The organism is Sporosarcina sp. P33 (genome assembly GCF_002077155.1).
Taxonomy (GTDB): Bacteria; Bacillota; Bacilli; order Bacillales_A; family Planococcaceae; genus Sporosarcina.
The window spans coordinates 589,556-604,148 of the sequence record NZ_CP015027.1 but is presented as its reverse complement, the minus strand read 5'-3'; the positions used below and the strand labels follow the sequence as shown (position 1 = coordinate 604,148).

The window sequence follows — 14,593 nt, the reverse complement described above, 5'->3', positions numbered from 1 at the left end:
TAATAGATGAACCTCTATTATGGAGCGATCGTATTTATGCACGTCGTATCGGCTGTCATTGCAGTGGGACCGTTATTTCTCCTGCTGCCTTTGATCCGCCGGCTGCGTACTGCCAAAGCAGAAGCAGAAGACATCTATCTGGCATTCATTCGAGTCATCATCCGGCTGGTTATGCATTCAGGCCATGTTCTGGTCGTGTCGGGCATACTGCTGATTTTATTCGGACCATGGCCATGGAACACATCCTGGGTTATCCTCACAATCGGTATTATGCTGCTGTCCGGCATATTCCTGGCCACGGGTTTTTCATCTGTATTAAAGAGATTCCACGAGTCCGGGAACGACAGGGAGGCAGTCATCAATAAATTGCAGCGCACCGCCTGGATCTATATCGGATTACTTCTGATCATGCTTTGGCTTATGGTGCAAAAACCGGCAGTCTGGTAAAATTACATAACGGACTAAAAAGATGTGTACAATGCTGCACATCTTTTTAGTTGCAAGATACAGTTTGACAGTGAAAAACAGAGCGCATATGATGAAGACAGCAGTTTTTGAAAGGACGATTTGAAGATGAAAATGAAAGCATTCAGTCTGCTGATGATTCTGGGCTTATTCCTGACAGCCTGCAGTCCGTCTGACAGCAAAGAAACGATTACATTCGGCACAACAGCTGGCATTTATGCAAAAGTTATCGATCAGGCATTGAAACCCGCTTTGGAAAAACAGGGATACAGCGTGGAAGTGAAAACGTATGTAGATTTGATTGAACCGAATCAGGATCTGGCAGACGGTGAAATTGATGCGAATCTCAGCCAGCAAAAAATCAGTCTGACTCAATTTAATGAACAATTCAACTTGCCAATCACTGCATTGACTGAAGTGCCGAGTGTGGGGCTTGGTTTGTATTCAAACTCGCTGACGTCTATGGATGATATACCAAACGGCGCCTGGATCACGATCCCGAATGACGACCTTGGCACGGCAAGAGCATTGCGTTTTCTTGAACAGCAAGGATTACTCTCATTGGATGCAGAAGCATCTGCATACGGCGTCACCGAAAAACAAATCGACAGCAATCCGAAAGACCTGACAATCCAGCCTGTCCTGACTTCTCAGCTGATCGCATCGATGGCCAGCGGGGATTTGGCGGTCATCCCTGATAACTTCATTATGGCCAATGAAATGGAATTGACAGAGGCGTTGGCTCATGAGGAAATAAGTGAAGAGCTGCAGTACATCGTGGCAGTGAGAGAAGAAGACCAGGATAAAGACTTTGCCCAGGCAATTAAAAAAGCGGCAGCGTCTGAATCATTCAAACAAGTGATTGAAGAGAAATTTCAAAGCTTTGGCAAATAAAAAACACGTATGGACTCAAAAGCTGAGCCATACGTGTTTTTTTCTGTCAATGTTGCTGACGCTTCAAAAAGTCGACATCGGGATAATAAGCATCCTTAACCAATAAGTTTGGCCCGAGACAGCGAACTGCCGGACAATGACAACTGACACTTTTTGCCAGCGGGTGCTGTTGCCATTTCTCGTAAAGATCCGGCAGTTTATCCGTTTGAATATTTCCAAGTGGCGGCACATCACCGAAATCAGTCACGATGACGTCACCTGTAAATATATTGACATTCAAGCGGGAACGGCCATCGGGGTCATTACGCACTGTAACATTTTCACTTGCGGCAAGCTTTGCGAATAATTCCTGATCCCGGTCGTCCTGACTGCAATTTAAAAAGGTAATGTACCGAACAGCATCCACGTTTGCGGATCACGATACGACAGCAAGTCAAGCATTGCAGTACGTGTTTCATCCAAAGACAGCACATCCAATGAAGAAGCGAAATCACTCGGATACATCGGGTGTACTTCATGACGGCTGCATTTCATTTCGTGGACAATCTGTTCGTGAATCGTCTGTAAATGAGGCAGTGTCCGGCGGTTGAGCATCGTCTCTGCTGATACCATGACGCCCATCTCAGACAAGGCCCTGCTGTTTTCAATCATGCGCGTAAACTGCGAAGCCCGGCGTTCGCGTGACGGCTGGCGTTCCATACGGGCAAATCCGCCATCGATGAAATCATCGGCAGTTCCCCAGTTATGCGAAATATGCAGTACGTTTAAATAGGGGGCAATCCATTCGTAACGCTCAAATGGCATGGTCAGGTTTGAATTCACCTGTGTCTGGATGCCCCGCTCATGTGCATACTGCAATAACGGCACCACATACTGCTCTACAGATTTTTTGGAAAACATCGGCTCGCCGCCTGTCAGACTGATTGTCCGCAAATGCGGAAACTCATCCAGCTTCTGCAGCAATAACTCAATCGGCAAGGCCTGCGGATCTTTCGGCTGCAGCATATAACCGACAGCGCAATGTTCGCAGCGCATATTACATAAATAGGTCGTCGTGAACTCTATGCTGGATAATACCTGCTTCCCATGCAAATCAATATCCTGATAGGCTTCCCAAGCATCTGACAGGCGGGATTGTGATAGTACCATGTCCGTAACTCCTTACATCAATTAATTTTCATCACGTGCGTACTCTGTAAGATCTTTTGCATACTTACTCATCGAAGAAGTTGAAACATCAAAAGCTTCCGCAATTTCTTTGAGTGTCATATTAAGCGGTTCGAAAAATTTATTTTCTTGTCCGTAACGAATGGCACCGGCAGCGATTGCCAGCATCTTACGGGCTTTCGGCTGCTCATCCACTAAAAAGTCTTCCAATACTTCAAGCAGAGCACTCGATTCCCGGTCATGCTGTTTCAAAAATTCTTCCGCCGATTCTATAACACCAGACTCGAATTCTGTAAACTCATCACCGGTATAGCCGTTTTCGCCAAGGGCAATCCAGAATTTCATTACGGAGTCTTTTAAAGATGGATTCTCTGAATCAGCCAGTGTCTTGGCAAACTGTCTGACGGCTTCCGAATGATTTGTCGGAATGAAAATCAAACTCGATACTGCTAAATAATTCCCTTCAGACGTCCCGTCAGAAAGAATGAAGCAATAGAAGTGTACGCCAATCGGAACAGGCTTATCACTTTCTTTCCAAAGCTCTATCGTTTCATCACCAATAATACTCTTAGCTGTTAAATATGTATTCCCCACAGCAGTCACTTCTCCGACAAACACGCGGGGTTCTGACCAGCGATCCAGTAATTCAAGAATAGAAGGGCGCACTTGCTTTTTCTTCTGTCTTGCCACATAATCTGCCCAAATATCCGTCCGCTCGTGGAAGAAAAATTCATCCAGTGCAATCGCTTCAATCATTTCTTCTGGCAGATAACTATTTAATGAAGCTTTCCATTTATTTGCGAATTCCACGAATGCCGGCACATCGGCACGATGCGGATGAACATCATAAAAAGTCTGCAATAAATGTTCCATTTCATCTGTCAACAGATCTTCAACGGTCACAGCCTGCTTTCGCTCGCAGCACTTCTTATATTTTTTGCCACTGCCGCAAGGACATGGATCATTACGTCCAACCATAAAAACACTTCCCTTTAGTAAATTCCTACATAGCCTAGTGTACCAAACGAATGAAGAGTTCGCATGAAATTTATCTAATCGAACAAAGCAGAAAATAGAAAAAACACTCTCTGAATCAACTGAAGTCAAAGAGTGGAATGCAACCTGAGATCAACTGTCCAAACCTTTAATATATTGCAGACTACTAATCAGAAAAGGTTAGGAAGAGGGGGATTTATCTTAAAAAATTCTTGTTTTGTCAATGTACACGAGGTATGCAAGGGTCGACGCGTTTCTAACGTCTGCCCTCTACTATTCAACCCCCGATGGACATGATAAACTATTTGGACTGCATGCTTTTGCATGGAAGTGTAATTACCGTCATAAAATAAGAGAGAATTTCCGCGCGTGTTGTATACAAACTAAATTGGACAGGGGAAGGATTACATGGGATTGTTTGATGCTCTTTTAGGAAATGCTTCCGTTGTAAATAAGGAAGAAGTAAAGAAAGAACTGAACGTAATTTTGGCAGAAGGCGAAGAAGTGGAAGCGGCATTTAAACTGGTGCGGGACTTAATTGTGTTCACGCAGACGCGATTAATTTTAGTTGACAAGCAAGGAGTTACAGGAAAGAAAGTAGAATACCATTCAGTGCCATTCAAAAGCATCTCTCATTACAGTGTAGAAACTGCGGGTACATTCGATATGGACGCAGAATTAAAAATCTGGATATCCAGCTCACTGACACCGCATATTGAAAAACAATTCCGGAAAGATAAAAGTATTTACGATATCCAAAAAATATTGGCAACCGTTTGTGTGTGATGGCAGTCTGAATGAAAGACGCGGTATTTTCCATAATAGAAAATACCGCGTCCCCGTCATTTTGTATTGGACGAATTCACATTTTCATACGCGACGAGAGTCACACCCAATTTTTCTTCCAGGTGATTCAGTGCATGTAAATCCTCAGCGCTTAATGTCGCAATCGATGCTTCTTTATTGGCCATATAAAAGACATCCTTTCCCGGTTTCCCTATAAGATGGCTGAATCATATCAAATTATACATACAAGTAAGGAGGCCGCACTATGTATGATCCGACTGTATTTGAAAACTTGAAAGTTGCGTTTGAAAATCATATGTATGACATGGATAGTCTGGAACAGGCGATTCATATAACCAACCGCACCGATCAGCTCGATTTGGCTGTGATGGCCAGATCATTTACTGTGCAATTTTCAAAAGTCGGCTATCCGTCGGTTCTCGTCGATCTTACGCTGGATTCATCACTGAGAGAGTTGGCAGATGAAATACTGGAAACAGAAGGCGCGAATCCAGGCTGTATGCTGTCATTGCTGGTGCACACAATAGTTCAAGATGTCGACGCGGAGTGCAAGAAAATCAAAAATATTGTTTTCGAGGTCTGGGAAAATGATATCGACTGCACACAGACACTCAGCTTTGGTCATGAACAAACAGAGCCGGGATTCCTGAACCGCGTGCATATACGTTTTAAACCGAAAGTAACAGAAGAGCATATGGGGGAAATTGGACTGTTTTTAGAAAGTGTCTTAGAAATGATGGAGCGGATTGGGGAAGTATCATAAAAGCAAGTAAAAAAACGCCCGAAAAGGAGCGTTTTTTACTTGCTGCACAAGAATATGTAACAGAGCTTATTTTTTAAATCGGTTACCCGTATTTGAATAGACAATAGCAAACACGATAAATCCGATGAACAGAATAAGTCCCGCTATAAAATACTTATCATCTTCCAGCAGTTCACTCACTGCGAATAATCCCACACAAAAACTAAGGGCGAACATGATCTTCGCCATGAATTTGCATAGCGCCCGTTCATTAATTCGCAGCTTTTTCTCGATCGGCATCGTATTATAGCCCGAAAGCAAAGACGCACCTTTACCATTCCATAGTGCAATACCATACACAATAAATGCTGTCATCACCACCACATCCAGCAGCAGGCCAAGCATAACATTCCCTCATTTCCTGACATAGAGTCAAATACCAATAAAAAATGGAGTCAGCTCTATGACGAGTTAACTCCATTCTACCTCATTATACAGCCGGCTGCTTAGCCTTTACGGCGATTGACAATGAAATTGCCGCACAAATGAACGCAATGATGACGATGATGCCTCCAACAGCCGGCATGCTTGTGACGCTTCCTGTCTGACTGTAGACCATGCCGCCGATACCCGAACCGAGCGCAATACCGACTTGCAGTGCGGAGTTATTGAAACTCTGATGCACATCGGAAGTCACCGGATCACTTTGAATGATATAATCCTGCTGGGCAGGTGCTAATGCCCAGCTCAAGCCGCCCCATACCATCATGAAAATGATGAATAAAGGAATCGAAAAAGTTGAATAGGGCAGTGCGAATAAGCTGAGTGCAAATGCTCCTAAAATGAGTAAAATGCTTTTCTTTGAACCGAGGCGTGATGCCAGGCCGCCGCCGAACGCCCCGCCGGAAACTGCGGCAAGTCCAAAGATAAAGTAGAACACGCTGATCCAATACGGGCTCAATTGCATCGTTGTCTCAAGAAAAGGCGTGAAGTACGCGTACACCGTATAATGGCCTGCCAGCATAAACATAGTGGCCAAATGAGCGAAAAAGATTTTTTTATTTGCCAATGCTTTAATTTGAACAGAAAGCGGCTGCACGTTGCCGTTTGGTATCTTATCCAGGAACGTTGCTATCAAAACAATCGAACCAAGCGTCATGATCGCAATGCCCAAAAATACTGAACGCCAGCCGAACGCATTCGTGACGACAATACCGATCGGGACACCAAGTACGAGTGATGAACTGATACCCATATAAATATAGCCAAGCGATTTTGCCCTGACACGCGGTTCGACCATTCGTGCGGTAATCGTCAGGGACAATACAATAACGAGCGCGGCACTTGCAGCCGTCAGTACACGTGCCGCCATCATTAACCCAAACGTCGGGCTCAAGTATGTCAGTATGTTGCCCACTAAAAATACGCCGAGCGTAATCAGATACAGTTTCTTGCGTTCTATTTTTGCAGTCAGCGACAATAATACAGGTCCTGCCACTGCATATACCAGCGCAAAAATGGTGATCAGCTGACCGGCTGTCGCAATTGATACATTCAAGTCATCAGCAATCACCGGTAAAATACCGCCGACCACTAATTCCACAAGTCCTACCGTAATAGCGGAAACCGCCAATAATAATACACGCACATCCACAATAATTCCTCCTGCCAGTGTATACACACCCGTATATAAATAAAAATCCCGATTACAAAAATGACTTTGTAATCAGGATTTAACGGTTCCTGGTAGAGACCCCCGAACCATATTATCGGGGTTATACATGTTGATTCCGTAATGAAATTTTCTATTGTACAATTTATCATGGAATTGGGGAACGGGCAAGCAAGAAGGCGTCTGATCTATGAAATCCGACAGCATTTCTTGCGGAAAAGCAATAGAAACAGACATATGAAGACAGCAGGCAGCGGCTTTTAGAATATAATCTCGAAAGTTGTAAAATCCGCCGCAATCAAGTATACTTTTCCCGACAAACCGCGTGAATAGTAACAAATATAAAGGATGGATAAACATGACATTTGAAGAAGTGCTGCCTCGTTTAAAGGCTGGCGAAAAAGTAATCCGCAGTAATTGGGGCGGAGCTGAATTATATGTGAAGCTCGTTGGTGAAAGTGAGCATGACGGCAAAAAACTGAATCCGTATTTCCTGATCAATGTAACAGGAGAAGGGTACACGATGTTTACACCGACAGTCTGTGATCTGCTGGCGGAAGACTGGGTAATTGTAGAGTAAGATGATGGAGTAAAGCTCATGAGCGTTCATGAGCTTTTTTATATAGGAGGCTGCTATGAAATTCGAAGAATATAAAAAGAAATCCGTGCTGGTGACAGGTGCCGCTTCAGGTATTGGTCAGGCTCAGGCACTTGCATTTTTAGAAAATGGTGCAAATGTCTTCGCCTTTGATCTGAGCGGAGGTGATATGCAAAGTGTGAAAAAGGCGTATCCTTCCAAGTTTGATTACACCACTGGCAATGTCAGTTTAAAAGCGGATGTAACCCGGGCTGTTGAACGTGCGCTTCAGGCATTTGGTGCGGTGGATATATTATTAAATACAGCAGGAATACTTGATGGTTTTGCAAAAACACTGGACACCGATGAAGCACTGTGGGACCGGATTATGAATACGAATGTGAAAGGCACCTATTTTATGACGAATGCGGTTTTGCCACACATGACGGCGCGGAAGTCCGGTGTCATTGTCAATATGGCATCCATTGCCGGGCTTGTAGCCGGAGGCGGCGGTGCAGCTTATACAGCGTCTAAGCACGCCATTGTCGGCTATACGAAGCAGCTGGATATGGATTATTGCCGCGAAGGGATCCGGGCGAATGCCATTGCGCCGGGAGCAATCCGAACGCCTATGAATCAGGCAGATTTTGAAGGAGACGGGGCCATCGCTGAGTGGGTGGCGGAAGAAACGCCGGCCGGACGATGGGCACAGCCTGAGGAAGTGGCTGCGCTGACATTGTATCTGGCAAGTTCGGCTGCTGATTATATTCACGGGGCAGTCGTGCCGATTGACGGAGGCTGGACTGCAAAATAAGGCTTTTGTAATCGATGAAACTCTGTTATACTACGCAAGCAGGCAAATTCTGTTTGCACTACGGCACTTTTGAATGAGCGGCAGGCTCTTTCTTCCTTTGGCCGTAGTTATTACTGGAATAGCCACTGGGCTGTTTCACAAAGGAGAAAATAATATGAGTATGTCTTATGTGAAAGATTCACCGAAGAGTACGGTGAACGAACTCACGAAAACAGCGCTCGTTGCAGCATTGTATGTAACGGTGACGTTCATGTTTTCAGTAATCAGTTTTGGCGCAGTTCAGCTGCGATTGTCAGAGATGTTCAACTATCTGGCTCTGTACAATAAACGGTATGTGATCGGCGTCACGCTAGGTGTAATGTTTGCGAACTTTATGTCGCCAACCTGGCTGCTGGATGTGCCGGTCGGTTCTATGGCTACGCTTCTTGCATTATTGCTATGCCGTGCACTGACAAAGAATATCAAAAACGATATTCTGAAAATGGTAATTACCGCAATTGTATTTGCGTTGTCGATGTTCACAATCGCCGGACAACTGACGATCCTGCTAGGCCTTCCATTCTGGGCAACTTGGCTGACAGTCGGAATCGGTGAGTTATTGTCCATGACAATCGGCGGAATGATTATATATGCGCTGAATAAAAAAATAGATCTGTCCAAATAAGAAAAGCACATCCGTAACGTCGCGGATGTGCTTTTCTGTGTTTTCTAGAAGTAACTGTCAGGATACGCTGCAGCACAGCAATTTAAATCCAGGAAAGCATGCAGCGATTAAGCTTTCGCTTTCCGTTCATTTCTTCTTGGATCTTTAATTACAATTGATACAATCAAACCGGCAATAGAAATAAATCCTGCCACAAGGAACGCTGTATTCACTCCTTGGATTTGACCCGCAACGGTCCCGTTATTGAGCTCCGCTGTAACCATTACGGTAACGAGGACTGCAGTTCCGACGGATCCTGAAATCTGACGGAATGTGTTGTTCATGGCGGTTCCATGAGGGATTAAGTGATTCGGCAGCTGATTCAGCCCGAGTGTAGTAGAAGGCATCATGACCATCGCAATTCCTGACATACGAATCGCATTCAGAACTGCCAAATACGCGAAGGACGTTTCCTCAGTCAAGTTAGAAAACATGAATGTAGTGACCGTCAGAATTGAAAATCCGGTGAGCAACAAATATTTCGCGCCATATTTATCAAACAGTGTTCCTGTGACGGGATTCATGATTCCCATGATGATCGCACCCGGCAGGAGCATGAGACCGGAATGAAATGCACTGAACCCGAGCATCGTCTGCATGAACAGAGGTAAAATGACGGTCGTTGCAATCATCGAACCAAACACAATCATTCCGAGACTCGTTGCCAATGTGAATACACGGTATTTGAACACCCTGAATTCAAGAATAGGCTCCTTCAATTTCAGCTGTCTGCTAATAAACCAGACCAGTGAAATAACCCCGACAAGTATGGAAATCATGACATTGGCATGCAGCCAGCCAGTATTGCCCGCAATACTAAAACCGTAAAGAAGACCGCCGAAACCGAATGTGGAAAGTACAATCGATAAATAATCCATTTTGGGATCCGTCAGTTTCGTCACATTCTTCAGCAGGAAGAAGGCCGCAATGATGTTTAATAAAGTGAACGGCAGCACGACGTAGAACACGCTGCGCCATGGGAATTGATCAACGAGATATCCTGACAGGCTGGGTCCGATTGCCGGCGCAAACGCAATCACGAGACCGTAATAGCCCATCGCCTTTCCGCGCTGCTCCACAGGAAACAGCAAAAACATAATTGTCTGGAGAAGCGGCATCATAATCCCTGCACCGGCTCCCTGAAGCACGCGTCCTGCCAAAAGCATGGAGAAATTTGGAGATACAGCAGCCACCAATGTGCCGGCAGCGAAAATGCTCATTGCTGTCAGAAATAATCGGCGGGTCGTAAACTTTCCGATTAAGAATGCCGTAACCGGAATCATAATCCCGTTTACAAGCATGAAAATCGACTGCAGCCACTGTACCGTACTTTCGCCGATAAAAAGGTCTTTCATAATGGGGGGAAGAGCTGTGGCAAGCAGTGTTTGATTCAGAATGGTAATAAACGCCCCTGATAATAGAACAATCATCAGCGGGAGATTCTTTTTAAAGTCAAATGTCTGCGAATTTTCCATAGGGATGCATCACCTCATAGTTTATTTATAAGTTATTGAATAATTCGAAGTCCGTTATAATCATTTATATGCCATGTTAGTAGTCATTCAGTCAGAGCTCAATGATATTGCCTAACTGAACTGCTGAAATCCGCAATAACAGAGTGATGCTTTGTATAAAACAGTACAGTCAGGACATCATGACAACAAGTCATGTTAAGGAGTGGAAGACCCATGAAGAAAGCAGTGTTTCTTGACCGGGATGGTGTCATCAACGAAGTACTGAGCGATAGGGTGAAATTTGTCAATGAACCCGAGCAGCTATACTTTTTACCCGGTGTGCCGGAAGCGATTACACAATTGAATGCAGTATTTGATCATATTTTTGTTGTAACAAACCAAGGCGGTGTAGGGCTTGGTTTTATGAAGGAAGAAAAGCTGATTGCGATTCATGATCATATGGTGGCGGAACTCGCAAGGCAAGGAGCCGTTATTGATGAAGTTACGTATTGCCCGCATAAGCCTAAAGCGGGCTGCGGCTGCCGCAAACCCCACAGTCGACTGATCGAGAATCTGGCGCAGCGGTATGATGTGGATTTGTCAGCGTCGTATATGGTCGGTGATACTGATACAGATATTGTGGCCGGTAAGCGGGCCGGAACAAAAACCGTATTTCTCGGCACATCTGATCCATTGGCAGATGCAGTATTTCCAGATTTGCTTCAGGCAGTGCCTTGGATTATCAAAGATGCCACATAAAACTGCAAGAAGCTAAAGCCGCCATGATTAGGCGGCTTTAACGTTACATTTTTCCTTGCAGAGAGATATGCTAGTGATAAAGTTTTATATTGTGATATAATTAATACAAATAAATCATTCTATGTTACTAATTACCCTAATGCGAATGAAATTTATAAATGGGCACTAGTCTGTTTCCGCTAATCTCGTATAAGGTGAGAGTCTCATAGTTGAAGGGGGTCGAATAATGAGAAAAGTAATCGTGTTGTGTATTGTTGTTGCATTCATATTATGTATTCCTGTTGGATTGTGGCTCATGCAAAGCAATCAGCCCGTCAGAGTAGCCATTATTGATAAATCACCAGTGGAAGATTCGCATCGTCGGCATCTGGGAATCAGCTGGGTACTGAATTATGCCAAAGTGAAAGCGCAGCATAACAAGCCGTTCGACCCCGCCCGTGATTATTATGGCGGATTCACTGCAGTGAAAGGCAAAGGAATCTCTGAATTGCGTCCGCTGCCTGAAGAGTATGCAGACACCGATATTATTTACATAGCCAATACAGCAAGCACCAATGAAACGATACAAGATCCACAAGATCCGTTGCTCGCTTCCTACGAAAAAACGCACGGCGGACTCGGGGAAGTGGAATGGCAGCGGATTGTAAAGCGCCTTAACACGAATAAGCCTTCTATGGTTGTAGCGGAGTTTGATTCATTCTCTTCACCAACCTCTGAAAAAGTGCGGACACAAGCAGCTGATCGCTTCGGTATTAATTTCTCCGGCTGGAAGGGCCGGTATATGGAAGAGTTGGATCCGCAAAAAAATGAAGAGTTACAGCAGATGCTTTCGGGACGCACAGCTGACTGGGGCTACAGCGGATCTGGTTTTCTATTAGTAAATGACAAGAATGAAGAATATGTTGTGTTGCAGCAGGATCAGGAAATTTCAGCTGAAGGGATTCAGATGGAATACACAGAAAAAGGAACAAAGCGACTCGGCGTAGCTGGCTCACACCGTTTTCATTCATGGTTTGATATTGTGACCGTCAACCAGGGAGAGTCATTAGCAAAATATCAATGGGAACTGACAGCTAAAGGGAAAAGTTTGCTGGCTGAGAAAGGGATACCGGCACAGTTTGATGCGGTGATCCGAAACATATCAGGTTTTTCGGAAAGCTTTTATTTCGCAGGAAATTTTAATAGTGTATCTGATGTTCCGCGTATCTATCAAGCCAAGGGCGTCGCAAACGTCTATAAAACGCTCCAGAGATCTTCTGAGAAATCGTTCTTTTGGTCAGCTTACGTGCCTATGATGCAGGAAGTCCTCGCAAAGTTTGGGCAAGTGAAAGAAAAGCAAGTGAAAAATCCGGTACGGGACGGAATTCAGATGAATGCCCGGATGAATGGAAAGTATCTTGAAGTTTTGCAGGACGGCAAATGGACACCGATGACAGTCAAAGGGGTGAATATCGGGATGGGGAAGCCAGGAGCATTCCCCGGTGAAGCGGCTATTACTGAAGAAGAATATTACCGATGGTTTGAAGCAATAGGGGAAATGAACGCCAATACGATACGAGTTTATACACTCCATCCGCCTGATTTTTATCATGCATTGAAGGCGTATAACGAAGCGCATGATACTCCTATTTATGTGATGCATGGCGTCTGGATCAATGAGGAAAGTCTGGAGGAGTCATTGGATGCATTTGAGAAAGTGAATCTCAAAGACTTCCGAAAAGAAATGATCCAACTGGTGGATGTCATTCATGGAAATGTGACTGTGCCGGCACGGCCTGGCCATGCATCCGGTGTATACGATGCAGATATTTCGCAGTGGGTCACTGCCTGGATGATTGGAATCGAATGGTACCCGTTCATGGTAGAGAATACCAATAAGATTCATCCGGATTTGGGTGAATATAAAGGAAAGTATTTTGAAACAAAAGGTGCGGCCGCATTTGAATATTGGCTGGCGGAGCAGATGGATATTCTTGTTTCACATGAAGTGAGCAGCTACCAACAAATCCGGCCAATGAGTTTTGTTAACTGGGTGACGACGGATCTGCTGACACACCCGTCTGATTCTTCCGGTCAGGAGGATATTGTTTCGGTAAATCCGAATTTGATATATACAAAAGACGAGATGAATAAGCCTGGGCAGTTCGCTTCATACCATGTATATCCATACTATCCGGACTTTTTGAACTATGAGAAAAAGTACCGTGAATTCATTGATTTCAGAGGCGCCAAAAATAACTATGCCGGCTATTTGAAAGATTTGCACGAAGCGCACCGCCTGCCTATCCTGGTAGCAGAATTCGGAATTCCAGCATCAAGAGGGAAAACACATGATAATCCATTTGGCTGGAATCAAGGGTTTATATCAGAAGATCAGCAGGGAGAAATCCTGACACATTTATATGAGGATATCTTACAGGAAGGTTTAATGGGAGGACTCGTATTTTCCTGGCAGGATGAATGGTTCAAACGGACATGGAACACGGCTGATTACGACAATCCGGACAGACGGCCATACTGGTCCAATATACAGACGAATGAACAAAAATTTGGCTTAGTCAGCTTTGATCCATTAAAGATCAAAGTGGCGGGTTATGAAGAGGAATGGCCGACAGATCCATTGTATGAGAAAAAGAACGGTTTGCTCAAAAAAATGTATGCAGATCATGACGAAACATATCTGTATGTACGAGTGGATTACGATGAATCGGTATTTAATGAAACAGATGCATTGAATATAGTGTTCGACACCGTACCTGGCAGAGGAAATAACCGTGCAAGCCGTATGCAAGATATTCGATTTACAAATGGCTTAGAGTTCATTGCGAAAATTAATGGCGCAAAATCACGGATGCTGATCGATCCCCATTATGACTTGTTTCATCATGACTATGGGAAAGATGCAGGCTTTGTGCCCGATAAAGCTGTGAAAGATCAGACGGACCAATTTATCCCAATGAATTATGCGCTTAATAAAAAATACTTGGTGAAGAATGAAAAGCGTTATATTCCATTCAGCTACTATGAAACCGGCAAACTGCGTGAAGGCAACGGAGATCCCGCTTCAGCGGAGTATGATTCGTTAGCGGATTATCATATGCGCGACGGAATGCTGGAACTGCGGCTTCCTTGGCTGCTGCTGCAGGCAACAGATCCAAGCAAAAAAGAGTTCATCGAAAACTTGCTGGATGATAGAACGAGGACGAGAATAAACGTCGATGAAATATTCATAGGCGCTGTTCTGACGTCAGCGAATGGAGAAGTACTAGATTCATTTCCGGCAGTAAAAAAAGGAAAAGTGGATCTGCTTGAGAGTTATACATGGGATAATTGGCAAGTCCCTATGTATGAAGAGCGGCTGAAAAAGTCATACTATTACTTGCAGGAAGCATTTAAGACAGAATAATAGGCAGAACACAAGAGCAAAAGTCCTTTCTTACAGGGGCTTTTGCTTTTTGCATATAGCGAGTGCATGGATTCGTCAGATCGTAAATGTATTGTAAACTAAGAAAAGATTTATGATATAGTAGACAATGCATTTAT

General features: G+C 44.3%; 14 protein-coding genes, 1 pseudogene and 1 riboswitch. Of the genes and pseudogenes, 9 read left to right on the top strand and 6 right to left on the bottom strand.

The window, feature by feature from the left end; genetic code table 11:
- Positions 1-6: 6 nt before the first annotated feature.
- Complete coding sequence (locus SporoP33_RS02840) at positions 7-447, top strand: DUF2269 family protein (protein ID WP_081242349.1); 441 nt, start codon at positions 7-9, stop codon at positions 445-447.
- 126 nt (positions 448-573) lie between these two features.
- Positions 574-1,359: a MetQ/NlpA family ABC transporter substrate-binding protein gene (locus SporoP33_RS02835; RefSeq protein WP_081242348.1), complete on the top strand. Its 786-nt coding sequence runs from the start codon at positions 574-576 to the stop codon at positions 1,357-1,359.
- 46 nt (positions 1,360-1,405) lie between these two features.
- Here the strand turns inward: SporoP33_RS02835 and yfkAB are convergent.
- Positions 1,406-2,508 (bottom strand): annotated as a pseudogene (yfkAB, locus tag SporoP33_RS02830) (radical SAM/CxCxxxxC motif protein YfkAB).
- A gap of 21 nt (positions 2,509-2,529) precedes the next feature.
- Complete coding sequence (locus tag SporoP33_RS02825; RefSeq protein ID WP_081242347.1) at positions 2,530-3,504, bottom strand: SEC-C metal-binding domain-containing protein; 975 nt, start codon at positions 3,502-3,504, stop codon at positions 2,530-2,532.
- A 426-nt stretch (positions 3,505-3,930) separates the two neighbouring features.
- Between SporoP33_RS02825 and SporoP33_RS02820 the strand changes: the two genes are divergently transcribed.
- The gene (locus tag SporoP33_RS02820) at positions 3,931-4,308 is read left to right on the top strand and encodes a PH domain-containing protein (RefSeq protein ID WP_081242346.1); all 378 of its coding nucleotides are present in this window, start codon (positions 3,931-3,933) and stop codon (positions 4,306-4,308) included.
- Positions 4,309-4,364: 56 nt separating this feature from the next.
- On the opposite strand, the gene SporoP33_RS16410 is transcribed toward SporoP33_RS02820, so the two are convergent.
- Entirely contained in the window at positions 4,365-4,493 is a 129-nt protein-coding gene (locus SporoP33_RS16410) for a hypothetical protein (RefSeq protein WP_255363023.1), read from the bottom strand.
- Positions 4,494-4,573: 80 nt separating this feature from the next.
- On the opposite strand from SporoP33_RS16410, the gene SporoP33_RS02815 reads away from it, so the two are divergent.
- Complete coding sequence (locus SporoP33_RS02815; protein WP_081242345.1) at positions 4,574-5,092, top strand: hypothetical protein; 519 nt, start codon at positions 4,574-4,576, stop codon at positions 5,090-5,092.
- A 66-nt stretch (positions 5,093-5,158) separates the two neighbouring features.
- Here SporoP33_RS02815 and SporoP33_RS02810 read toward each other — a convergent pair whose 3' ends face one another.
- Positions 5,159-5,476 (bottom strand): DUF3784 domain-containing protein, encoded by a 318-nt coding sequence (locus SporoP33_RS02810; RefSeq protein ID WP_081242344.1) that lies wholly within the window; start codon positions 5,474-5,476, stop codon positions 5,159-5,161.
- Between the two features lie 85 nt (positions 5,477-5,561).
- Positions 5,562-6,725 carry an MFS transporter gene (locus SporoP33_RS02805; protein WP_081242343.1) on the bottom strand — a complete coding sequence of 388 codons (1,164 nt, stop codon included), beginning with the start codon at positions 6,723-6,725 and terminating at the stop codon, positions 5,562-5,564.
- A 49-nt stretch (positions 6,726-6,774) separates the two neighbouring features.
- Positions 6,775-6,874, bottom strand: a riboswitch (purine riboswitch).
- Between the two features lie 227 nt (positions 6,875-7,101).
- Here SporoP33_RS02805 and SporoP33_RS02800 point away from each other — a divergent pair.
- The 3 genes from SporoP33_RS02800 (at position 7,102) to SporoP33_RS02790 (ending at position 8,798) form a co-directional block, all read left to right on the top strand.
- Entirely contained in the window at positions 7,102-7,323 is a 222-nt protein-coding gene (locus tag SporoP33_RS02800; RefSeq protein ID WP_081242342.1) for a DUF2829 domain-containing protein, read from the top strand.
- Between the two features lie 55 nt (positions 7,324-7,378).
- On the top strand, positions 7,379-8,134 hold the full coding sequence (locus SporoP33_RS02795; RefSeq protein ID WP_081242341.1) for a 3-oxoacyl-ACP reductase: 756 nt from the start codon (positions 7,379-7,381) through the stop codon (positions 8,132-8,134).
- A 154-nt stretch (positions 8,135-8,288) separates the two neighbouring features.
- Entirely contained in the window at positions 8,289-8,798 is a 510-nt protein-coding gene (locus SporoP33_RS02790; protein WP_081242340.1) for a QueT transporter family protein, read from the top strand.
- A 107-nt stretch (positions 8,799-8,905) separates the two neighbouring features.
- Here the strand turns inward: SporoP33_RS02790 and SporoP33_RS02785 are convergent, their stop codons facing one another.
- The gene (locus tag SporoP33_RS02785; protein WP_081242339.1) at positions 8,906-10,312 is read right to left on the bottom strand and encodes an MDR family MFS transporter; all 1,407 of its coding nucleotides are present in this window, start codon (positions 10,310-10,312) and stop codon (positions 8,906-8,908) included.
- A 213-nt stretch (positions 10,313-10,525) separates the two neighbouring features.
- On the opposite strand from SporoP33_RS02785, the gene SporoP33_RS02780 reads away from it, so the two are divergent.
- Together SporoP33_RS02780 and SporoP33_RS02775 are read left to right on the top strand one after the other, a co-directional pair.
- Positions 10,526-11,050, top strand: a complete 525-nt coding sequence (locus tag SporoP33_RS02780) for a D-glycero-alpha-D-manno-heptose-1,7-bisphosphate 7-phosphatase (RefSeq protein ID WP_081242338.1) — start codon at positions 10,526-10,528, stop codon at positions 11,048-11,050.
- A gap of 226 nt (positions 11,051-11,276) precedes the next feature.
- Positions 11,277-14,456, top strand: a complete 3,180-nt coding sequence (locus tag SporoP33_RS02775; protein WP_081242337.1) for a hypothetical protein — start codon at positions 11,277-11,279, stop codon at positions 14,454-14,456.
- Positions 14,457-14,593: the final 137 nt, after the last annotated feature.